21 protein-coding genes are annotated in these 22,058 nt (G+C 60.1%); 5 read left to right on the top strand and 16 right to left on the bottom strand.

The features are described from left to right. The first annotated feature begins 94 nt into the window (after window positions 1-94). Window positions 95-475 carry a hypothetical protein gene (locus tag K9B32_RS29030; RefSeq protein WP_224561499.1) on the top strand — a complete coding sequence of 127 codons (381 nt, stop codon included), beginning with the start codon at window positions 95-97 and terminating at the stop codon, window positions 473-475. 537 nt (window positions 476-1,012) lie between these two features. Then, window positions 1,013-2,017: a LacI family DNA-binding transcriptional regulator gene (locus K9B32_RS08460; RefSeq protein WP_224561498.1), complete on the top strand. Its 1,005-nt coding sequence runs from the start codon at window positions 1,013-1,015 to the stop codon at window positions 2,015-2,017. Window positions 2,018-2,050: 33 nt separating this feature from the next. On the opposite strand, the gene K9B32_RS08455 is transcribed toward K9B32_RS08460, so the two are convergent. Further along, on the bottom strand, window positions 2,051-2,614 hold the full coding sequence (locus K9B32_RS08455) for a prepilin peptidase (RefSeq protein ID WP_224561497.1): 564 nt from the start codon (window positions 2,612-2,614) through the stop codon (window positions 2,051-2,053). Window positions 2,615-2,634: 20 nt separating this feature from the next. After that, the gene (gene gspD, locus K9B32_RS08450; RefSeq protein WP_224561496.1) at window positions 2,635-4,665 is read right to left on the bottom strand and encodes a type II secretion system secretin GspD; all 2,031 of its coding nucleotides are present in this window, start codon (window positions 4,663-4,665) and stop codon (window positions 2,635-2,637) included. Between the two features lie 359 nt (window positions 4,666-5,024). On the opposite strand from gspD, the gene K9B32_RS08445 reads away from it, so the two are divergent. Beyond that, window positions 5,025-6,671 carry a GspE/PulE family protein gene (locus tag K9B32_RS08445; RefSeq protein ID WP_224561495.1) on the top strand — a complete coding sequence of 549 codons (1,647 nt, stop codon included), beginning with the start codon at window positions 5,025-5,027 and terminating at the stop codon, window positions 6,669-6,671. 6 nt (window positions 6,672-6,677) lie between these two features. On the opposite strand, the gene K9B32_RS08440 is transcribed toward K9B32_RS08445, so the two are convergent. Genes K9B32_RS08440 through K9B32_RS08400 form a run of 9 tightly spaced genes read right to left on the bottom strand, consistent with a single transcriptional unit; the run spans window position 6,678 to window position 12,780 of the window. Continuing rightward, the gene (locus K9B32_RS08440; protein WP_224561494.1) at window positions 6,678-7,127 is read right to left on the bottom strand and encodes a pilus assembly protein PilP; all 450 of its coding nucleotides are present in this window, start codon (window positions 7,125-7,127) and stop codon (window positions 6,678-6,680) included. Further along, window positions 7,124-7,687, bottom strand: a complete 564-nt coding sequence (gspM, locus tag K9B32_RS08435; RefSeq protein WP_263490573.1) for a type II secretion system protein GspM — start codon at window positions 7,685-7,687, stop codon at window positions 7,124-7,126. Before gspM ends, K9B32_RS08440 begins: the two co-directional genes overlap by 4 nt. Further along, window positions 7,684-8,733 (bottom strand): PilN domain-containing protein, encoded by a 1,050-nt coding sequence (locus K9B32_RS08430; RefSeq protein WP_224561492.1) that lies wholly within the window; start codon window positions 8,731-8,733, stop codon window positions 7,684-7,686. The genes gspM and K9B32_RS08430 overlap by 4 nt, the downstream gene beginning before the upstream one ends. 16 nt (window positions 8,734-8,749) lie before the next feature. Then, window positions 8,750-9,622, bottom strand: coding sequence for a general secretion pathway protein GspK (locus K9B32_RS08425; protein WP_224561491.1), 873 nt, complete (start codon window positions 9,620-9,622; stop codon window positions 8,750-8,752). Next, the gene (locus K9B32_RS08420; protein WP_224561490.1) at window positions 9,612-10,256 is read right to left on the bottom strand and encodes a hypothetical protein; all 645 of its coding nucleotides are present in this window, start codon (window positions 10,254-10,256) and stop codon (window positions 9,612-9,614) included. Before K9B32_RS08420 ends, K9B32_RS08425 begins: the two co-directional genes overlap by 11 nt. Further along, window positions 10,253-10,663, bottom strand: coding sequence for a prepilin-type N-terminal cleavage/methylation domain-containing protein (locus tag K9B32_RS08415; RefSeq protein ID WP_224561489.1), 411 nt, complete (start codon window positions 10,661-10,663; stop codon window positions 10,253-10,255). Before K9B32_RS08415 ends, K9B32_RS08420 begins: the two co-directional genes overlap by 4 nt. A gap of 8 nt (window positions 10,664-10,671) precedes the next feature. After that, the gene (locus K9B32_RS08410; protein ID WP_224561488.1) at window positions 10,672-11,130 is read right to left on the bottom strand and encodes a prepilin-type N-terminal cleavage/methylation domain-containing protein; all 459 of its coding nucleotides are present in this window, start codon (window positions 11,128-11,130) and stop codon (window positions 10,672-10,674) included. Continuing rightward, complete coding sequence (gspG, locus tag K9B32_RS08405; protein ID WP_224561487.1) at window positions 11,105-11,566, bottom strand: type II secretion system major pseudopilin GspG; 462 nt, start codon at window positions 11,564-11,566, stop codon at window positions 11,105-11,107. Before gspG ends, K9B32_RS08410 begins: the two co-directional genes overlap by 26 nt. A gap of 5 nt (window positions 11,567-11,571) precedes the next feature. Beyond that, window positions 11,572-12,780, bottom strand: coding sequence for a type II secretion system F family protein (locus tag K9B32_RS08400; RefSeq protein WP_224561486.1), 1,209 nt, complete (start codon window positions 12,778-12,780; stop codon window positions 11,572-11,574). A 361-nt stretch (window positions 12,781-13,141) separates the two neighbouring features. On the opposite strand from K9B32_RS08400, the gene K9B32_RS08395 reads away from it, so the two are divergent. Both K9B32_RS08395 and K9B32_RS08390 read left to right on the top strand, forming a co-directional pair. After that, window positions 13,142-15,382, top strand: coding sequence for a multicopper oxidase family protein (locus tag K9B32_RS08395; RefSeq protein ID WP_224561485.1), 2,241 nt, complete (start codon window positions 13,142-13,144; stop codon window positions 15,380-15,382). Window positions 15,383-15,440: 58 nt separating this feature from the next. Then, the gene (locus K9B32_RS08390; protein WP_224561484.1) at window positions 15,441-16,448 is read left to right on the top strand and encodes an SCO family protein; all 1,008 of its coding nucleotides are present in this window, start codon (window positions 15,441-15,443) and stop codon (window positions 16,446-16,448) included. A gap of 59 nt (window positions 16,449-16,507) precedes the next feature. On the opposite strand, the gene K9B32_RS08385 is transcribed toward K9B32_RS08390, so the two are convergent. The 5 genes from K9B32_RS08385 to K9B32_RS08365 form a co-directional block, all read right to left on the bottom strand. Then, window positions 16,508-17,035, bottom strand: coding sequence for a hypothetical protein (locus K9B32_RS08385; RefSeq protein WP_224561483.1), 528 nt, complete (start codon window positions 17,033-17,035; stop codon window positions 16,508-16,510). A 105-nt stretch (window positions 17,036-17,140) separates the two neighbouring features. Further along, entirely contained in the window at window positions 17,141-18,538 is a 1,398-nt protein-coding gene (lpdA, locus tag K9B32_RS08380) for a dihydrolipoyl dehydrogenase (protein ID WP_224561482.1), read from the bottom strand. A 5-nt stretch (window positions 18,539-18,543) separates the two neighbouring features. Continuing rightward, window positions 18,544-19,794 carry a dihydrolipoamide acetyltransferase family protein gene (locus K9B32_RS08375; protein WP_224561481.1) on the bottom strand — a complete coding sequence of 417 codons (1,251 nt, stop codon included), beginning with the start codon at window positions 19,792-19,794 and terminating at the stop codon, window positions 18,544-18,546. Window positions 19,795-19,797: 3 nt separating this feature from the next. Next, the gene (locus K9B32_RS08370) at window positions 19,798-20,811 is read right to left on the bottom strand and encodes an alpha-ketoacid dehydrogenase subunit beta (protein ID WP_007800058.1); all 1,014 of its coding nucleotides are present in this window, start codon (window positions 20,809-20,811) and stop codon (window positions 19,798-19,800) included. Between the two features lies 1 nt (window position 20,812). Further along, complete coding sequence (locus K9B32_RS08365) at window positions 20,813-22,045, bottom strand: thiamine pyrophosphate-dependent enzyme (RefSeq protein WP_224561480.1); 1,233 nt, start codon at window positions 22,043-22,045, stop codon at window positions 20,813-20,815. Window positions 22,046-22,058: the final 13 nt, after the last annotated feature.

Below are 22,058 nucleotides of genomic sequence, written 5' to 3'. Positions count from 1 at the left end.
GGAAGAACTATCTTGCTCTGCCGTTCCGATATTTGTAATCGCAAAGCTCAAGTCCGGAATAGTCGATGTGTCACTCACGTCTGAGACAGTGAGCGTGGCAGTGGGAGCATCCGTCAAATCGGGCTCCACAGACGTCGTGGCAATGAGCGTGGAGGGGCCGGGAGGCAGGACGGTGCGTGGCTTTGCTGCCGGTTCTGGATCCGTCGTCGAAGAACTTGTTGTCGACGTTGCGGCGTCGCCCAAAGCGAATTCGGCACTGCTGGGCGAGTCGAGAGGAGAGACGGCACCTGCTGCCGGCGACACTTGCGGCGCTGTTGCATCATTCGTCAAAGGAGATGTCGTCGTCTGGGATCCCGTGAGCGAGACGTTCACCGAGCCAACAGCGCCCAGGTCGGCATTTGGCCGGTCGCTGCCGACTGACGAACCTACTGTTGCGTTCACGAGAAGAGCGCTGCCCGTTGCGGCTGCGCTATAAACACTCGAGGTGCCACCGTACGCGCTCAAATAATCGCGGTTCTTGATGTTAATCCGCAGCATTGAAAACGCCCCCAATCGCAATGCAACATGTGTTCAGAGGCACTATCCTGTCATGTTTATGGCGAGAGAGAACGACAGTAATCTGCGGTATGCTGCATGGCGGGACATACCCCGATAGGCTTATTCATGCGTGTGTAAGGAAAACCGACCAGTTACTGTCTGCAGCCAATTGTCGGAAATAGACCGCTTATGGTTGCGATCTTTCATCGTTCCTTTGACTATCTGCGAACTGGCCCAATAGCTTCACGATTTTACGCGGATCATCGATTGGCCTTCGGCTTTTCGGAGCGCTTCCTTCGGTCCCGCCATGACGGTATCACGTGGCTCGCGTTGCAATCGCGTGCAGGCGCAGGTTTGGCCCCGCAGATAGGCTCAATACACTTGTTCATAAAAGTTTCATACGTCGCTGCTGAGCCAGGCGCTTGCACACTTTTGCAGCAATGTGCAGAGTTGTTGCGAACGGAGATTGAACCGCGTGTCTGAAAAGGTGTTTGTAAGCGCGCAGGAAGTCGCAGACAGGGCAGGGGTTTCACGATCCGCCGTATCGCGGACGTTCACGCCGGGTGCCAGCGTTTCAGCAGAAACGCGACGGCGCGTTCTCGAAGCTGCCGAAGCGCTTGGCTACCATGTCAATGAGCTTGCGCGCGGTCTCATGCGCAATGAGAGCGGCATCGTCTGCCTGATCGTCTCCGATCTCGCGACGCCGTACCGTTCTGCGCTGCTGCGCGAAGTGACGTTGCTGCTCCAAAATAGCGGCAAGGTCGCGATGCTGATCAATACGGACCGCTCCGACGGCAGTGTCGACCACGCTCTTCGTCAGGCGATCCGCTATCGCGCTGATGCCTCGATCGTCCTCTCGGGCATGCCTGACAAGTCCATCGTGCAACTGTGCTTGCGCAACGGACAGCGGCTTGTCCTCATCAATCGCGACGACGAGCAGCCCGGTCCTTTGCGGATCAACCTTGACGATTACGAGGCGGCCGGACGCGTGGCGACGGCCTTTGTCAGAGCCGGATGCCGGACGCTGGCCTTTGCCAATTCGGAAGTGGGAACACCTAGTCTGATGGCGAGAGAGCGCGGATTTGTTGCAGCGGCCGCCGCGCTCGGGATGGAGGTTTCCGTCGAACGCCACGGCTGGACGGGCTACGAGGCGGGAAAAGTCCTGGCGCAGCGAATGCTGACGCGCACCGAGCGGCCGGATGCCGTCTTCTGCGCCACCGATCTCCTGGCTTGTGGCTTCATGGATGCCGCCCGCCATCAATTCTCGATCTCGGTGCCGGGCCAGCTTTGCATTGCCGGCTTCGACGATATCGAACAGGCTGCATGGTCTTCTTATGACCTGACAACCTTCGCCCAGCCGATTTCGGCGATTGCTGCCAGGGCGGTCGAGTGGCTTTCGCATCCCCAGCCGGAAAATGGTGAGCAGTCGATCCGGCTTCATGCCGAATTGGTTTGGCGCGGCTCGATCAGAGGCGGCTAGAGCGGGCCAACAAGGGAATGCCGGGTGTGTACTTCAAGGAAGGGTGATCTTGTCCCATTGCGCCAAGTACCAGCTAAGCCAGATTGCCGGTGCCAGAAATGACGCGTAGGGAATACGGGCCGTTGCCGGCCAGTGGCCCTGACGGCTGGTTCTGACGAGGACAAAGAGAAGCGCCGCCAGGGTTGCGAAGAAGACGACCAAGGCAAATTGCTGCCAGCCTACCCATATCCCCGCCGCGGCTGCCAATTTTACATCGCCGAGCCCCAGCCCCTCCATGCCACGAAGCCTGAAATAGGCCTCCCGTACGAAGAGCAGCGCGCCACCGGTCAGCGCCGCATCCATGATGACGGTGAGCAGGGATCGTACGGCATCCGAGCCCAAAGGATCGATACCGAATAGGAAAACAGCGATTCCCACCGCCGCCAACGCGATGTTCATAGAGTCACGGACCCTGAAATTCCGCCAGTCCTCGATCGTGACTGATGCCATCATGGCGGCAAGCGTTGCGGCGAGAAGCGCACGGGGCAGTGGCAGTGTCGTCCATCCGATCGCAAGTGCCGCCAGTGTTGCCAAAGCGACTGCCGCCAGATCGGTCATGATGGTCCTTCGCCACAGCACTATTTGATCTTACGCCCGCCCATGCCCCACATCTTTGATTGCAGCTCCTGGGCGACACTCTGCGCGTCTCGCCCGTCGCGAATGACCATGGGCCTGATCAAGATCAGGAGCTCGGTCCGCGTATTGGCGCGGTTCTTGCTGCCGAACAGGTTGCCGACGACCTTCATCCGGTTGAGGCCCGGGATACCGTCCTTTGCGCGCTGTGCCTGTTCGCTGATCAAGCCGCCGAGTAGGACGGTCTGGCCGTCGACGACGGAAACAGAGCTGGAAATGCTGCGGTTGGAAATTGTCGGCGTCAGGCTGTCGGGCGACGAAGACGAGGAGATCTCCTGTTCAATGCGCATCGCCACGACACCGTTCTCGGCAATTCGTGGACGCACATTCATTATGATGCCGGTATCGCGATATTGCACCTCGTTGCTGACAGGCGCGTCAGCCGAATCGACCGGTGTGACGGTGCGTGTGATGATCGGGATCTGGTCGCCGACCTGAAAGCGCGCAACCTCGTTTTCCAGCACGACCAGGGATGGCGACGAGAGAATCTGGACGTCGGTGACCTTATCCAAGGCGCTGATGATGATATCCGGGCTGCTTTCGCTGCCTAAAACGAAGTTGAAACCGGGCACTTCGCGCGCGATGTTGTCGGCCAGGACGTTGAAGAGCCCAACCGAGCCGTTGTCGCTTCCGGCTCCGAGGTGATGACTCTTGACGAAGTACTGGACGCCGAAACGCATATCGTCGGTCAAGCGCACCTCGGCCATCGTCACGCTGATCGCGACCTGCAGCTGCGGCACATCTATCCTGGTCAGCGCTCCGAGCACCCGCTGGCGCATTTCGAGATCGCCGTAGATCACGATCGAATTGTTCGAAGGGTCGGCGCGAATGCGCACGGCGTCAGCACCCAGTTCATTTGATGTCGGCGCACCGAAGCGCGCAGGATCTATCTCGGCCGTCTCAGTTCCAGCGCCGGTGGTTGCGCTCGCCTCTGTTGGGGCAGCCGCCGCATCGGCCGTCTCAGCCGAAGCTTCTGTCCCCGCCGGCTTTTCCCCGTTTTCCGTGTCGTCGCCACTCGAGAACAGCTTTTGCAGGAGTTCGGCAATCTTCGTCGCGTCCCGGTATTTCACGCGGTAGACGTGAACGCTTTGGCCGAAGTCAGGGTTCTCCCGGTCCAGCCGACGAACCCACGTCTGCGCACGCTCAGCAAGCGTGCGGCTTTGCGATACGGCCAGGATCGCGCGAAGCCGAGGCATCGGCATGAACTGAATTGCGCCGTTTTCCGTACCCTTTGCTGCAAAAATGCGTTCGAGCTCGGGAATGACGGCCTCCGGGCGGGCATTCTGCAGGGGCAGAATGGCGACGGCCTGGTCCTTCATCCAGTCAACGTCGAACGCGCTTGCCGTTTCCAGCGCTGCTTGACGATCAGCGCCGCTTCCGGCGATAACGAGGAGGTTCCGCGTTGCTTCCACGCGAATTGCGCCCGGCCTTGCGCCGAAACCGTCGATCAGGCGCGCCAAGGTTTGTGCGCCAATATACCGCACGGGAATGATCGTGAGCCCGAAGCCCGGCCCGCTTCCCTTCATGCTTGCCTGACCTGCCACCGCCGAACCGGCCTCGACGATCTGGTAGGTGTTGTTGCGCCGGACGAGATCGGCGCCGTTCATGTTCAGAAGGGTTTCCAGGATCGACAGCAGCTCGCCCTTCTCCACCGGGCGGGCAGTCGAGAGCGTCACGCTGCCCGACACCTTCGGATCGATCGTATAGGTCTGGCCAAGGGTGTCTCCCAGGATCACCTGCACCACGTCCTTGAGGTCGGCGCCCTGGAAGTTCAGGTTGACTTCGTTTCCGGTGGCAGGCGTCTGGCCCGTGTGCATGGGATCAACGACGCCATCACCCGGGGTTACATAGGTAACACCCTGAACGAGGCTGGGCCTGCCTCCATTGCTCGCGGCTGCCATCCCGTCGGGACGCGGCGAGCGAGCCGAAAGGTCAGCATTGGTTACAGATCCGAGGATGGACTTGGAACTATCCATCGAGCCGTGATCGGGTAGCACGCACCCAGTGGCCAGCAGACACCATCCGATAAGCAATCCTGCCCGACCAATTGTATTGCTAGGTCTCATCTCCCCTCGACTGATTCTCCAGCTTTCAGAGGTTGAGCCTAGCACTTTTAAGGGGGGGCACTATCGTCTAATGACGGCTATTCACATCTTACGGTAGGCGGCGTGCAAGGGCTTTCTTGGTTACCGCAAAGGTTGGCATGGACTTGCCGTTGAACTTCGCGGAATCTGTCCTTATCGCTCGCAGCAGGGAACGTGGGCAGGAGACACAGGGCGAGAGCTTAAAAATGGCTGCCGCAATGACTTCGATCGACTTTATCCGATACCTCACAATGAACGATGACCTCATCGGGCCATCCGAGCGGTTGTCGCTTGAGCGAATGCTCAAGGACCCGCCGTCTAGCTACAGCGGGCTTTGGGAGACGGGTATTCTTTCAGGGGATCAACTCGCCAAGGCGATTGCTGAATTTCACGGGCTCGCTCGTGCTGCCGTTGACCAGATCGAGTTCCGTCCCGAATTTACCGAGGACCTGTCGCCGCGATTTCTTCGTGCAGCTTGGGCCCTTCCAGCGCTAGAAAGAGGCGAGCCGATCCTTGTCATAGCCGACCCGACGCGCCAGGAGGCCATCGACGCCGCGTTGGCAGCCCTCGGGCAACGCGTGGAGATGAGGGTCGCGACATTCGAAGAAATGGCGATGCTCTTCGAACGCTTGCTTTCCAGGGATCGGACACCTGCCTTAGCGGCAACCGAACGAACGGCCGCGCGTGCGGAGAGCACGGACGAGGATCTTGATCGCCTTCATGATCTCGCCAGCGGCGCGCCGATCGTTCGGGCCGTCGACCAGTTGCTGGAGACCGCGCTCAACCTGTCTGCAACGGACATCCATATCGAGCCGCAACCGGATGGCGTGCGGTTGCGAATGCGCGTCGATGGTATGCTAAGGACGATGCAGCCGCTTTCGAACGACATTGCACGAGGTGTCATCTCGCGCATCAAGATCCTTGCCGGTCTTAACATTGCCGAGCACCGGTTGCCGCAGGATGGGCGTGCACGGATCACGATTAACACCACGCGCGCCGATTTTCGTGTGGCGACGATGCCGACGCTGCATGGGGAGGCGCTTGTGGCGAGAATTCTCGTCAAGGGTGCCGAGGCTCTCGATCTTTCGCGCCTCGGCATGGCGCCGCGCGATTTTTCGATTTTGAGCACGCAGGTTGCCGAACCGCATGGCCTGATCGTCGTTGCCGGCCCGACCGGTTGCGGCAAGACAACGACGCTGACGGCGGCGCTGTCGAGCCTCAACAGTCCCGAGCGCAAGATCATGACGATCGAAGACCCGATCGAGTATCAGATCGCCGGTGTCAGCCAGACTCAGGTGAAGCCGTCGATCAACCTGACGTTTGCAAATGCGATGCGCTCTTTCCTGCGCCAGGACCCCGATATCATGATGGTCGGCGAGATGCGCGACAGCGAGACGGCGTCGATCGGCATCCAGGCGGCCCTCACGGGCCACCTGGTGCTGACGACCCTACACACGAACAGTGCGGCAGACGCCATCATACGACTGATGGATCTTGGCGTCGAAACCTTCCTCCTTGCGTCGGCTCTGAGGTGCGTCATTGCCCAGCGGCTTGTCCGGAGGCTCTGCGAACGCTGCAGGTCGCCCGTGGCCGATGGCGCGGGCGTTGAGCATGCCGCCCTTGCACGCCGCGGCTTCGTATCGCGCCCCGGAGATACTTGTTTTCGTGCCGTCGGCTGTCCTTATTGCGGCGAGAGCGGTTATCGCGGACGCGTCGGAATTTTCGAGGTTCTGCCTGTTGATGCCGAGTTGAGCGGGCTGATCCGTGAGGACGTCGATCCGCAGAAGATCCAGGCTGCAGCTGTGCACGCTGGCATGACCACGATGCTCGACGATGGCTTTGCGAAATACCGCAAGGGCATCACCTCGATCGAGGAGGTGCTGCGCGTTACGGTTTGAGTGACGCTACTGGGTCGGCGCAAACATCCGGTAGTCCTGGTGCTGGCCATTCTGCTCGAGCTGGACGGTGCGATTGTCGACGATGGACACCACCCAGTTTTGAAGCCTGTCGCCGCTCTTCAAGCGATGGATCTGGCCGCTTGCGGGGTCCTGGAGGAGCGCCTGGCGTTTTCCGCTCGCCGAAATTATTCCAACGAGCTTCATCTGAGGCGGCGATACAGATGCCTCCGATATACTCGCAACCACAGGGGCAGCTTCGACGACCGGCTCGTCGATGACTGGAGGCTGCCTTAGCGGTGAAAAAAGCGGATGAAGCCGTGTCGCCTCAAGCTTCTCCAGTGTAACACCACTGAGCCATGGTGCTGCTGTGTCCGGCTCTGATTGCGACAAGGCGGCTCGCGCAATCGCCAGCACGATGACGCCTGTCGCGGTACCAAGTCTTGCCCGACCGTTCACAGCTTGCTCCTTCGCCAATAGCCCTCAACCGAGGCCGAAACGCGCAGAGAAGGCGGCTCTTTATTGTCTACGCTCGATTCGGCGCTCTCGATAGTGATGGATTTGAAGATGAGCGCTGTCCGGTTGCTTTCGGTGGCAAAGAGAATTTGCTGCAACGGCTCTGTCGTTGTTTCAAAAAGAACGCGCATTTCGACGGTGCCGTCGTCGGACGCATCTTCCGCCGGCTCCACGAATTCAAACTGAGCAATCTTTGCTCCGGTCTGACTGATCATTTCAGTCATCAGCCGTTGCAACTCGGCACCAGCGACAGCGGAGGTATCGCCCGCCAGGTAGATTGCGGCGCCATCCCCATCTGCATCATTTGCGCTGCTGTCTTCGAGCGCTGCCAGCTTGGCTTTCAGCGCGTCGAGGGACAGTTGCTGCTCGGCATTTGCTTGTGACAGGTGGCGTGCTTCCATCAAGCTCCATGCCGCAATAGCGCCTGGAACCAGAAGCAGAGCTGCAAGGACCGCAACAACGGCCGCCCTAACGTTCTTCGCGGTACCCCTTTTGCGGTTCATTGTGTTTTCGCTCCCACAAGACGGGCCAGGATTTCAAACCGCTCCTTGCCGTTGTCGCCGTTACGGACAACCGGCGCGGAGAAATTTGCCGCTTCCAGCATATCCGAGTCCTCGATGACCCTGATCAGGCTGGCAGCATCGGTTGAAAACCCTGCAATCCGCACATCCCGATCGGCAACGTCAAGTGTAGTCAGATAGGTGGTTTCCGGAATGATTTTCGACAGCTCATCCATCAGGACGACCATGGGGGCGGCATCCCATTTGCGCGCGAGCTTCACGCTGGAGCTGTCCGCCTGCTCGGCCTTCTGGCGAGCTTTATCGATCGTGCTGCGAAGACTGACGAGCGAGGCTTCGATCCGCTTGGCTTCCTGCATCTCTTGGTGGAGCCGCCAGCCACCGACCGTGATCATGAATGTCCCGATGGCTGCCAAGACGCAAAGGGAAAGGAGCGCGATGCGCGAACGCCGCTCCGTGAGCGCCGCTTTCGCGCCCGGTAGTAAATTGATTGCGCTGGCTTTTCCGAGCGGATCGGCCGCCAGGCCGACGACAACGGGCTTGACGCCCGCGGCACTGAAGGGGTCGATTGCCGACCGCATCGCGGACAGAGACACAGCAACGACCCGCAGGTGGAGCTGATCAGAAGGGCTTGCCGCCTCCTCGTCCTGCAGGTCGTAGTCGAACGTCATCCTGTCCGCAGGCCAGGGAACAAGCTGTTCGAGCTGGTGGCGGATGATTGCATCGATATGATTTCTGCTGGCCGCCGGAAGCTTGAGAGATCGAACGACCGCACGATCGGCGCCAAGGCGCACTTCGATCGGTTGATTTCCGACGACCTTGCTGAGCCAGGTGAGATCGTCACGCGGTCCCTCGGCTTTGTGGATCGGTCCCGCCCTGGAGGCGCGATAGCAGACAAGCTTGGTCGGCTCTTCGACGACGAGGAATGTTCCACTATTTCGGCGGGGGATGTTGGCTGCTGCCTGCCAGGAAACCATCTCGCCCAGCAGTGCCGAACCGCTGCGTCTGATCGATGTAGTGAGGCCGGTCATTCGATACTCCCCGCCATCAATGAGCCGCCGGTCCGGCGAGGTTCCACGAGTGGACGACATAGCCTTTTGGGCTGTCTTTGGCATCGCCCGCAATCATCTCGGCAGTTCCGGTGCGGCCGCTTTTGCTGCGTGCGACAAGCGTGATGCGATAAACCGTGGGGGTCTCTTCCGTCAGGAAGCCTTTGTATTTCTGCAAAAGGGCGCGCCGCTCGTCGTTGTCTTCGGCGCCACGCAGTTCGGCAAGGGCAGATGCGTCCGCCTCGCTCATGTCAGGGATTGCAAGCAGGGCCTTCCGGGATGCGGCTTTCGGATAAAGCATGCCGCCCCGGTTGTGCACCGTGAGGAACGACTCGAGTTTCATGTAGTCATTCTCGCTCAGTCCCTTCAGGAAGCGCAACTCGCCGACCGACTGGAATTTGGCGTTCATTGGCAGGCCGTTTGCTCCGGCCCCGCGATAGTCGGAGCGCTCGGCGCCTTCAGGCGTCCGCTCGTCGTTTCCGTCGCGCCAGTCAACGATCCGCGCCGCAAATGCGTCAGGTGAAAGGGACTGGCCATCCACTGCTTTGAAGAGGCCCTTGAGCAGTTCGGGCGGCGAGGCGTTGAGATCGAACCGGCCTGCCTCGGCCGCAACGTGTAGCGTAACGCTGCCTGTCGGCAAGGTGATGATGCGACCATCCACCACCGAAGCATCCTTGCCTTCGGCAAACAGGAGATAGGCGGAGGCTGTGGCGCCACTGTCGAGCAGGTTCTCCGTCACGAGATCGTCAACCCCCAATCGGGTAAGGACCAGGGTCGGCTGTGCTGACAACACCAGTGTCGATACAATTCCCGCCAGCAAGCCGCATACGACAAGGGTCGCCAGCGTGACATATCCGCTGTCACGTCGCATCGGGGCCTCCCTCGCAGTTCGCTCCTTCCGGGCATAGCCGCGGCGGATCGACATGTGGCGAAACCACGAGCGTCAAAGGTTGGCGCCTGCCATCGGATCTGTTCCATATCTGCAGGCGAATGATATCGGGAAGCCGTGGGCGATCGGCCCAGGAGCTTTTCCATACGACACCCTTTTCAGTGTTCTGGGCAAAGGAGAAGCGATAGTCCCACCCGCCCTGCAGCACCGCTGTCGGGGTCGCGACACGTACTTTTTCAAAGCTGGTTGCCGAGGGAAGCCGCGCAATTGCCGACCGAACGAGGTCGCCCGACCTGACCGAGATCCACACCAGTTGATCCGACGCCGAGCCGGTCGCGAGCCCAACGGCCTGTTCGCTGCCGTAAAACAGCAAGGGCGCGCCGGCTCTCTCGCTCGTCTTGATTGCCGCGACCTCAGACAAGTCGCGTCGCAGGGCGGTGAGCCCGGTCGCCAGCCGCTCGACGCTTCCCGCGTCCCGGCTGGCCGCGGCAGAAGATCGCGCCACAAGATAGGCCGACAGCAGCAGCGCCTGGAATACGAGCGCACTAAGCAGGAGGACAACCAGCGCCTCCAGCATAGCAAAGCCACCGTCTCCTCTCTCGCGCTTCTTCCTCATTCTGCCACCCCGATCAGCAGCCGATCGACAGCCAGCCTGCGGGAAGGCGATACGTCGACGGAAAGCCTTGCCTCGAGCAGTATCTGTCCCTCTGGCCCACGCCCTTCAGCGATTGCAGATGGTGTGACAATGGCGCGCCATCTGCGTCCATGGCTTACGCCGCCAAAGGTACCGGGGCGGATGGCTCCGCTGTGCAACTCTTCGGCCAGGACTTCTTCGGCAACCAGCCGCGCTTCCAGCCAGGCATGGGACTGGACGATCGAGGTGCGTGCTAAGACCAGGCTTCTTGGCACGACGTAGAGCAGGGCGGCAAGGATCGCCACCGCCACCAGAACCTCAAGCAGCGTAAAACCCTGATCGCGCCGATCGCGTATCCTTAGAGCACTGTGAGTGGGATTCGCGCGCATGCGGGGCCTCATTCGATCGTTGATAGCATGATGCCCGAGGTCAGTGGGTTCACCGATATGCGAAAGGTCGCGCGCGGTCCCTGGATATCAAATGTCGCGCCGGATGAGAGGCCGTTGGCCTGAAATGCCACCACGCCGGCGTGCGACGCGCGCCCTACCCGGATCGCAGACCCCTCACGCAAGATGACCCTTCTTGCGGAAGAACCCGACAGAACCGTGCCGCGACGAGCGTCGATCGTCGACACGACGGTCCGGCCTTCGGCAATCGCGATATTCCGGTCTTGGCGCAGGAGAGCTGCAATCTCCGCAGCCTGAACCTTCAGCCGCATCGTTTGTCCGGTGTTGATCATGTAAGGCAGAGCGACCGCCCCGACGAAGGCAACGATTGCAAGTGCTGCCAGGAGTTCGAGCAGGGCAAAACCGCCATCGCTCGAAGAATGACTACTGGATCGCGATGTCTGCGGCATTGTCGACCCCCCCTTCAACGCCATCGGCACCAAAGGAAATGATCTGGGGTCGCCCCTTGTCGCCAATGCGATATTGATATTCGTGGCCCCATGGATCCAACGGCACCGAGGCCTGCTGAATGTAGGGACCCTTCCAGCGCTTGATGGCTGTGCCGCTAACCAAGGCCGTGAGGCCCTCGCGTTCCGTCGGGTAGCGCGACGTGTCGAGATAGAAAAGATCGAATGCTGAGGTCAGCGCTTCGATCTGCAGCCGTGCTGCCCGCACACGCGCCTCAGAGAGGTACCCAAGCACACGCGGAGCGGCAATGCTTGCAACCAGGCTCAGGATCACCAGCACGACCAGCAGCTCCAAAAGCGTGAAACCACCATCGCCTCTGTCCTTGTGGCGGGAGGATTTGCGGTTGGTCGGCAACGGGCGTGGCAATAGCTTTTGCATGGCGATCACAACAGTAGTTCGTTCAGGCTGAGCAACGCCGTGATGACCGAGACGATGATCCAGGCGATGAGCGCGCTGACAGTCAATAGAACCAGCGGGCCGATGATCGCCGTCGCACGCGCGATCGAGCGATCGAGTCGCGTTTCATAATATGTTGCGACCCTTAATGCGGCTTTGCCGGTATCTCCTGTGGTTTCGCCGACGCGCAGCATCTGCAGCCCGTAGGGAGGAAGGAAAGCGACGCGTGAAAGCGCGTCCGTGAGTTGGCTTCCGTCTCTGACCCTGGCGAGAACGTCAGCGACGAGCTCCGCCGAGTGCCCATCGCGCATCAGGCCACGGATAAGGCGAAGGGATGTCGGAAGGTCGACGCCGCTCTTGTTCAGCATGGCGAATGTCGAACAGAAGACGACGGCTCGTTCCTGCATCAGCAGCGTGTCGAAGCCGGGGAGATGCCCGATGAGCGAAACGATGATCGTCTTTGCCGTCTTGCTGCGGCTGATGAAGAGGATACTGCAGAGCGCCGCCGCGCCCATGGCGGAAATCAAGGTGCTGTTGGCTGCGGTCGCACGCGACAGGGCAAAGACGACGGATGTCGATCCGTTTGCCGCCGAGCCCATGCCAACGAGTGCCTTGTCGAATTCGGGAATGACAACTGTGAGGACGAAAAACATGACGCCTGCGGCGGCAAGTACCAGAAATGCGGGATAGGCGAGTGCTGACGTCAGACGCTGCCTCAGTTCCCGTCCGCGGCGGCGCTCCTGCGCAATCACTTGCAGCGTGACGTCAAGGTTGCCGGCAACCTCTGCGACCTCGACCATCTTGATGTAGGTCGGTGGAAACGCTGCCGGATAGGCCGCGATCGTTTCGGCGAAGCTGTGTCCCTTCGAAACGACTTCCCAAAGCGCGCGCGTCATGCTGCTGAGAGCATGCCGCTTTGTGGATTGATGGATGATCTGCAAGGCCCGATCCAGGGCGACGCTTGCCGAAAGCAGGGCGGCGAGATCCTCGGTGAACGCCGTCACATCGTCGCAGGATGGGGTGGATTGGAATGACAGGCCCAGTCCAGCGCCGGTTCGTTTCACCTCTTCGATGTCGATTGGAAGCAGGGACCGGCGTTCGAGCTCCGCGGCCATCAGCGCGCTGGAGTTTGCCTGCAAAACACCCTCGAGCATCTGCCCCGAGAGATCGATCGCCCGGTACCTGAAGTTCGGCATCGCCGTAATCGCCCCTGATGTGTCGAAAAAATATGCAGTATCGAATCGGGTTGATTGATTGCGTTTTAAATAAGCCTAGGTGAACTATACAAAAATCCGCGAGAAATCTCAACGATCTTACTATTCATAAAATACAATTTTGGAATCTAAATCTGAAAGCTGCTGAATATTGTCAGACTTATTACAATAAGCGTTTGTGGTTGGAAGTTTTAAGGCGTATTGTGGCATTGCAATCATATATTGATAGAACCGTTACATTTGATTGGGGGCTGGTCGAATGTATATCTCTCGCGATGCGTCACGAATCCGTCAACGAGAAGCACAACTCGCTCGAGAAAATCGAGCAGAGATCGTAAGGGCATTGAATCAGGGGCAGGTCACCCGTCGGGAATTACTCCGATGGGGCATCTTTACGGCGAGCGGCTATCTGGCCTGCAAGAACGGCCTCAGTCCGTTTGCAAAGAGCGCCTTTGCTGCCGTTCCGACCGGGACGCCACGCACGCCGCTGTTTGGCATCCAGAAATTCACCCAACCTATGCATCGGCTGAACCACTTGAAGCCGTTACCGATTGCACGGACAGCCGAGGGGCATGCGGCCTTCCCGACGAGCCTTGGCGAGCGGCCGGCCAAGCGACTTTCCTATCATACGGATTTTTCCGCCGGTCCCGCGAATCAGCAATTCATTAACCCACTGACGCATCGAGGACCGATTGAGGGACGTCCACCTGGCGAGGTCTTTGCCCATCAGCGATGGGACGAATTCTTCCCGAAGGTCGGGTACATCATGCGTCTTGGTCAGGTTTCCCAAACTGGCAGAGGCGGCTATTTCCATGACAGTTTCCCACTCCAGCAGCCGAATAGCTGCTGGACCTATGCGTCGGGACGGGGCGGCGAGTGCGAGCTGCCGCCATTTCTGATCAAGGGTCGCTACGGCGAGCCAATCATCACGCGCATATATAATGACCTGCCGGTCGATCGAGCCGCGAACAATGGCTTTGGGCGAAACGAAACGCAGCTGCATTTCCACAATGCCCACAATGGTGCGGAGAGCGACGGCGCCGCGAATGTGCACCACTTTCCGGGCACCTTCTACGACTATCGCTGGAGCACGGCACTGGCGCGGCGCGACAAGATCAATACCCAGGCGGGCGACCGGCGCGCTTCCGGCCCCGACGACAACACGGGCCTTGTCAACGTCGCCGGTGATTTCCGCGAGTTGCAGGGATCGATGTGGGCCCACGACCACCGTTTCTTCTTCACGGCGGAAAACGTCTACAAGGGCAACCTTGGCGCCATCAACTACTACAGCGGTCCCGACCGCGGCAACGAAGAGTTGTCGGATGGCGTCAATCTCCGGCTGCCCAGCGGCAGGCTGCTCGGCTGGGGAAACACGGATTTCGACGTCAATCTGATCTTCTCGGACTGCGCTTGCGATGCGGCCGGTCAGCTCTATTTCGACATCTTCGACACCGACGGGATGCTCGGTGACGTTCCGCTCGTCAATTTTGCGTTCGCGCCCTTCTTCGAGGTGCTGCCGCGCAAATATCGATTCCGCGTCTTGAATGCCTGCATGTCGCGCTTCCTGAAGCTCGGACTGGCAGATGCGAAGGGCAATCCCGTCCCCATCAAGTTCATCGCCAACGATGGCAACCTTGTCGTTACCCCGATAACGATGACGGCGCTGCCCGTGCAGGGAATGGCAGAACGTTACGATTTCATTGTCGATTTCTCGGGCTTCAAGATCGGCGACCGGATCAAGGTGGTCAATCACTTGCGCCATGAGGATGGGCGGCGGCCCAAGGAGGAACTCAGCCTCGCCAAAGCGCTTAGGGGCACGTCGGAAGACCCCGTCGTCGGGCCGATGCTGGAGTTCCGTATTGTTGGCGCTGTCGAAAGTGTGGATGTCCCCGGCGTCATTCACCGCGCCACCGACCCCGACAAGAGCCAGGTGCCGGCAGTACTGACGGAGCAGATCCCGATCGTGACCCCGGTGCGCACACGCGTTGTCGAGTTCGGTAGGTCTGGGAGCGGAGATTCGCGCGGGCCGAATGGATGCACGCCCGATTGCGGTGAGTATGTAAGTTTCCCCTGGACCATTCGTATCAACGGCGAGTCCTCGCACTCGATGAACGCCAACAGGATTTCCCTGCTCATTCCCAAAGCTGGTGAAGTCGAGCACTGGACCTACAAGAACGGCGGCGGCGGATGGGATCATCCCATTCATCTGCATTTCGAGGAAGGCATAACGATGCTGCGCAACGGTGCGGCACCGCCGCCGACCGAGAACCTGGTGAGAAAGGATGTCTGGCGGCTTGGAGAAAGTGGCAGCGTTACCTTCCAGATCCAGTTCGGCGAGTTCGGTGGATCCTATGTCAACCATTGCCACAATACGGTCCATGAGGATTTCGCGATGCTGGCGCGGGTTCAGTTGCTGACTGGTATTGCCGGAACGCCGCAGGCCGCAGTGACGCCAACACCCAATCCGACCCCGGATGGTGTGTTCTTCACCACGCCTGAAATTCTGCCGGAAGGCGCACCGAAGGGATGGACGAATACCCAATCCCAGGTTCAAGCGCAGCTGAATACCAACCCCACGCCATGATGGGCTGCGCAAACTGTGCAGCCCAATCACATCACTGGATCCGTTCCGGAGGGCTTTCATGAAGCGCGGGTCTGTGTTTCTGCTGGCTGCCGCTGCCGTTCTGTCCGCGTTGTGCGGAGATGTTGCAGCCGCCAGTTCACGTTGGGGCAAAGACTATTTTCCCAACACCGAGGTTCTCACCCAGAACGGCGAGACGGTGCATTTCTATGACGACCTGATCAAGGGCAAGATCGTCCTGATCAGCTTCATTTTCACCAGCTGCACCGACCTTTGTCCGCTGACGACCGCGCGCATAACCCAGGTCGTTGATAGGATCCAGGATCAGATCGGCAAGAAGATTTTCGTGATATCGATCACGGTCGATCCCGAAAACGACACGCCCGATAAATTGAAAGCTTTCGCCGACGCCTTCTACAAGGGGCCTGGGTGGACGTTTATCACCGGCAAGCCCGATGAGATTCGCGCCATCAACGCGAAGCTTGGAAACAAAAGCGAGGTTGCAACCGACCATCGAAACGAGATCGTGCTCGGCAACGACAGTACCGGAGAGTGGGCCAGGAACTCGCCGTTTGCCGACATCGAAAATGTCGAACTGGCGATCCGCGACATGGATCCGGCCTGGCGCGAGGGCCACTACGCTCCGGCCATGGCATTGGCTCCGGCCACCGACCATCATGGCCTGAAGCTGGAGCGGGAACCGGGACAAATCCTGTTTAAGAAGATCTGTGCGCCCTGTCACACGGTTGGAGTTGGCGACCGCATCGGCCCGGACCTTCTTGACGTTACTGTCAGGCGCGATCGGCAATGGCTGGGGCAAATGATCATGAATCCCGCCCGGCTCAGGGCCGAGAATGATCAAACGCTGGCGGACCTCGATGCAAAGTTCAAAGGCGTGCGTATGCCGAACCTGGGCATGTCGGCGACCGATACTGCAGATCTGATATCGTATCTGGCAAAGAAATCGGCTGAGATCGCGGACCTACGCGCCCAACCCGAAGCAACCCATGTTCACGACCACGAAGACACGACCGCCCACCACGATCATGGTTCGACGGACAATCCGTGATGCGTGGTCAACGGCAAAATTCTATCGGGTCCTGTCGATAGCCGGTCCGCGGCCGTTCCTTACTTCCATTCCCAGAACAGATCTGACGAGAAGGGGCGGTGTTGCACCAGCCGCTTTGCCCGCTCAGCCGCGTCTTCGTAGGCTGCTGCATCGGCCTCGCCGTTCAGTCCGACAAAATGCATCTTCATCGACGCTGTCTTTGGCTGTCCCTTCTGACGGAAAACGAAATGCACGGCGCATGTCGGATACTGCCAGTGGTCGGTCAAAAGCTCTGCAAACTGCTTCGCGTCCTGCTCACGTCTCTCTCCGGTAAAGGCCAGAAACTCGCCGAGATTGAAAAATCCGCTAAACAGGGCGTGGGCGTTTTGCTGCTGCATATGGACAGCTTGACCCGTCATGAAGTCGCGACGGTAAGACAGGCCCTCTGTCTGTCCCTTCGCCTTCTTCTCGGTGTAGCTGACGAGGTTCTTCTGTGCCAGCAATTCCATCGTCAACTCGTAGGTTTGATAGCGCTCCGCGTTGGTGTGAAGGTCGTCGATCCTGACTTTCAAGTCGACGATATAGTCTCGGTAGAATGCGGCGGCCATTCTTTAATTGCTCCGGTCGTGATTGGAGCGCTAGCTAACAGATAACGCGGCGTGTCCAAACAGATATCGTTCTGCCAGAGAGCCTACCTTGCGTCAAAACGGCGTTCAGATGTGCAACGCATGCCCCAAGGCCTTCAACGCTGCTTCCTGGACAGCCTCGCTGCGCGTCGGATGCGCATGGATTGTGCCGGCGAGGTCTTCCAGCCGCGTCCCCATCTCGATTGCCAGCGCAAAGCCAGCCGAGAGTTCGGACACGCCGGCACCGACGGCTTGCAGGCCAAGAACAAGGCCGGTATCGGCGCGCGCGACGACGCGCACGAAGCCTTCCTCGGACAGCATCGTCATTGCGCGGCCATTTGCGCTGAACGGGAATTGCCCGACACGGATCGCGTAGCCTTGAGCGCGAGCCTCGTCCGGTGAAAGCCCCGCCGTTACGATTTCCGGATCGGTAAAGCAGATCGCTGGGATGCAGCGTTTGTCCCAGGCGCGCTTCTTGCCGGCAACAATCTCTGCGACCATTTCCCCCTGCGCCATGGCGCGATGGGCCAGCATCGGTTCGCCGGTGATATCGCCAATCGCGTAGACGCCGCGCATCGAGGTGCGGCAGCGATCGTCGATGCGCAGGTATGGCCCGGCACGATCGAGATCGAGCTCCTCGATCCCCGATCCTGCAATTTTCGGGCGGCGACCAACGGTAATCAGTATGCGGTCGGCCGGAAGCAGCTGTTGCTGGCCGTCCGAGGTCTCGACGGACAGCGCATTGCCGTCGTCGGCCAGGCCCTTCGCCTTTGCACCTGTCAGGACGCGAACGCCAAGCTCGCCAAGCCGTCGTGCAACCGGCCGCACGAGATCGGCATCATATTGCGGCAGTATCTGCTGCATGGCTTCAACGACTGTTACGTCCGAGCCCAGCTTGGCGAACGCCGTACCGAGTTCGAGGCCGATATAGCCTCCGCCCACGACAACGAGTCGCCTCGGCAATTCGGCCAGGGAAAGCGCCTCCGTGGACGAGATGACACGACCTTGGAAGGGCAGGGCTGCGAGTTCCACAGGTTCGGAACCTGTCGCGATCACCACTGTCTCGGCACGAATGACCTGTATGCCCACCTCGGTCTCGACCTCCACCGTTTTGCCATCGCGGAAGGCCGCGCGACCGTGAACGATCTTGACCCTAGCTTTCTGCAGCAGGGCGGAGACGCCTCCATTCAGCCGGCCAACGATGCCGTCCTTCCAGCTGATGGTTTTTGCAAGGTCGATCGATGCGCCCTCGACACGGATGCCCATCGTGTTCTTTCCGGAGAGCATCTGTTTAGTGGCGCCAAACTCCTCGGCTGCGTGAATAAGGGCCTTTGACGGAATGCAGCCGACGTTCAGGCAGGTGCCGCCTGGCTTGTCGGCTTCAACGATGACGGTGTCGAGGCCGAGTTGTCCGGCCCTGATAGCGCAGACGTAGCCCCCCGGTCCGGCGCCGATGACGAGAAGCTTGCAGACGATCTCTTTCATGGATCCTAGCCTTCGATGAAGATGAGGGCGGGTGTTTCGAGAAGAACCCGGACGCGTTGGACGAAGGTGGCTGCATCCCATCCGTCGATGATGCGATGATCAAAACTCGAGGACAGATTCATCATCTTGCGCGGTACGAACTGGGTTCCATCCCAGGCCGGTCGCACGGCAATCTTATTCACACCGACGATTGCGACTTCCGGATGGTTGATGACAGGTGTCGAGACGATGCCGCCGAGCGCACCAAGCGAACTGATGGTGATGGTCGAACCGCCAAGCTCGTCGCGGGTCGCGGTACCAGCGCGCGCAGCTTCCGCCAGGCGCCCCATCTCGGTGGCGCAATCCCAGATGCCGCGCGCCTCGGCGTTCCTCACGACCGGGACGACAAGCCCGGCAGGCGTCTGCGCGGCAATACCGATATGGACGGCACCGTGACGGGTGAGGATGCCCTTCTCGTCGTCAAAGGTCGCGTTGACGTTCGGTTGCTCGGCGACCGCTTTTACGATCGCCCGCATCAGGAACGGCAGGACCGTGAGCTTCGGTTGCTCGGGCTTGCGGTCGCGATTCATGGTAGCCCGCAACTCCTCAAGCGCGGTCACGTCGACTTCCTCGACATAGGTGATGTGAGGAATGCGGGAGGTCGAGAGCGACATTTTTTCAGCGATGCGGCGCCTGAGACCGGTGAGCTTGATCTCTTCGGCCGAGGTCTTCTTCGCCATGGCCGGCTGAAGGGAAGGCAGCTCGCCACGCGCGATGAATTGTTCGACATCTTCGCGAAGAATGCGGCCGGCGGGACCAGATCCCTTCAGTTGACGCAGGTCGACGCCGCTTTCCCTTGCAAAGAGCCGCACGGATGGTGACGCCAGCGGCCTTTCTGCCGGAGCCTCGGGGCGTGGAGCACTGGTGGCCTTCGGCGCAGGCGTGGTGTCCGGCTCAATGGCAGGGGGCCGACTGTCGGGAGTTTTGGCCGCTGCTTCGGCAGGGCGCGCTTCGACTTGGGCAGTCGCATCACCACCATTCGTCTCAATCCGGACAAGCGGCGCCTTGACGGCGATCTTGTCGCCGATTTCAGCGCCCAGCCAGACGACGGTTCCGGTGACTGGCGAGGGGATCTCGACCGTCGCCTTGTCGGTCATGACGGCGGCGATGACCATATCCTCCTTGACCGGGTCGCCCGCCTTGACGTGCCATTCGACAAGTTCGGCCTCGGCCACGCCTTCGCCGACATCGGGCATCTTGATAATAAATTCGCCCATGCGTCAGGCCTCCATGACTTCGGCAAGCGCGCGCCCGACGCGCCCGGGGCCGGGAAAGTAGTCCCACTCCTGTGCGTGCGGATAGGGCGTATCCCAACCGGCGACGCGCACCACGGGGGCTTCCAGACGGTAAAAGCAATGTTCCTGCACGAGGGATACGATCTCCGCGCCGAACCCCGAGGTCAGCGTCGCTTCGTGAACGACCACGCAACGTCCGGTTTTGTTGACGGATTGCACGATCGTATCAAGATCCAGCGGCAACAGGCTGCGCAGGTCGATCACTTCGGCATCGATGCCCGTGTCTTCAGCAGCGGCAAGCGCGACATGCACCATCGTGCCGTAGGCGATTACCGTCACGGCAGATCCCGAGCGCCGGACCTCAGCCTTGCCGATCGGAATTGAATAGTGCCCCTCCGGTACCTCGCCGAGGTCGTGCTTCGACCAGGGTGTGACGGGTCGTTCGTGATGCCCGTCGAACGGGCCGTTGTAGAGCCGCTTCGGCTCCAGGAACATCACGGGATCCGGATCCTCGATGGCGGCAATAAGCAGGCCTTTTGCATCATAGGGATTGGAAGGCACGATAACCTTCAAGCCGCAGACGTGAGTGAAGAGCGCTTCCGGACTCTGGCTGTGGGTCTGGCCGCCGAAGATGCCGCCACCGGTCGGCATGCGAAGGACGATCGGGCATGTGAAGTCGCCGTTCGAGCGATAGCGGATGCGCGCCGCCTCCTGCGTGATCTGGTCGTAGGCCGGATACATGTAATCGGCGAACTGGATCTCGACGCAGGGCTTCAGGCCGTAGGCGGCCATGCCGATGGCAGTACCGACAATGCCGGATTCACTGATCGGCGTATCGAAGCATCGTGTCTTGCCGTACTTCGCCTGCAGTCCCTGGGTGCAGCGAAACACGCCGCCGAAGTATCCGACGTCCTCGCCGAAGACGACCACATTGTCGTCGCGCGCCATCGACACGTCCATGGCGCTGCGCACCGCTTCAATCATCGTCATTCTGGCCATGTCAGAAACCTGCCTTCTGCCGTTGGCGACGAATGTGCGGCGGCATTTCCGCGTAGACGCCTTCGAAGATGTCGCGCACGGACGGCTTGCCGCCGGCATGCAGCGTGCCATGATGCTCCGCCTGCTTCTGGGCTTCGATCACCTCGTCCACGATTTCCGCTTCGGCCTGCACGTGGCGCTCTTCCGACCAGACGCCCCTGACGATCAGATGCTTCTTCAGGCGCAGTACCGGGTCGCCAAGCGGCCAAGCCTCGGACTCGGTCTTCGGTCGATAGGCGCTTGGATCGTCCGACGTCGAATGAGCGCCGACGCGATAGGTGACATATTCAATCAGGGTCGGGCCGAGATTTCGCCTTGCACGCTCGGCCGCCCAGCAGGCGACGGCGTGGACGGCGAGATAATCGTTGCCGTCGACCCGCAGCGCCGGAATACCGAAGCCAAGCCCACGTGCGGCAAACGTGCCGGAGCCGCCACGCGCAATGCCCTGGAAAGTGGAAATCGCCCACTGATTGTTGACGATATTGAGGATCACTGGTGCCTTGTATGTGGAGGCAAAGACCAGTGCGGAGTGGAAGTCGGATTCGGCAGTGGAGCCATCTCCGATCCAACCCGCCGCGATCCTCCTGTCGTTCTTGATGGCTGACGCCATTGCCCATCCGACTGCCTGCACATATTGCGTCGCGAGGTTGCCGGAGATCGTGAAGAAACCGTGCTCCTTCGACGAATACATGATCGGCAGCTGGCGGCCGTGCAGCGGATCGCTTTCGTTCGAGAAGATCTGGTTCATCATCTCGACCATCGGGTAGTCGTCCGCAATCAGGAGGCCCGCTTGCCGATAGGTCGGGAAGTTCATGTCGCCTTTGCGGAGCGCCTTGCGGAAGGCGCAGCTGACGGCCTCCTCGCCAAGGTGCTGCATGTAGAAGGACGTTTTTCCCTGACGCTGTGCCATCAGCATCCGCGCATCGAAGGCGCGAAGCTTCATCATGTTGCGCAGGCCGGTCAACAGCTCTTCGTCGGAAAGCATACCCGACCATGGGCCGACGGCCTCTCCCTCCCGGTTGAGCACACGGATGATCGAATAGGCGAGGTCGCGGATCTCCTCTGGCGCAACGTTGATTTCGGGGCGCGGCACCACGCCCGCCTTGGCAATCTTCACGTTGGAGAAATCGGGTTGGCCGCCCGGTCGGACGGCAGGTTCCGGAACGTGGAGGCTCAGTTGAGCTGTGTCCGTCATATCGTTTTTCCCT

The organism is Rhizobium sp. 3T7 (assembly GCF_020166565.1).
Classification (GTDB): domain Bacteria; phylum Pseudomonadota; class Alphaproteobacteria; order Rhizobiales; family Rhizobiaceae; genus Rhizobium.
Note: the sequence above shows the minus strand (reverse complement) of the source record. Positions and strands in the feature narration are given on the sequence as shown.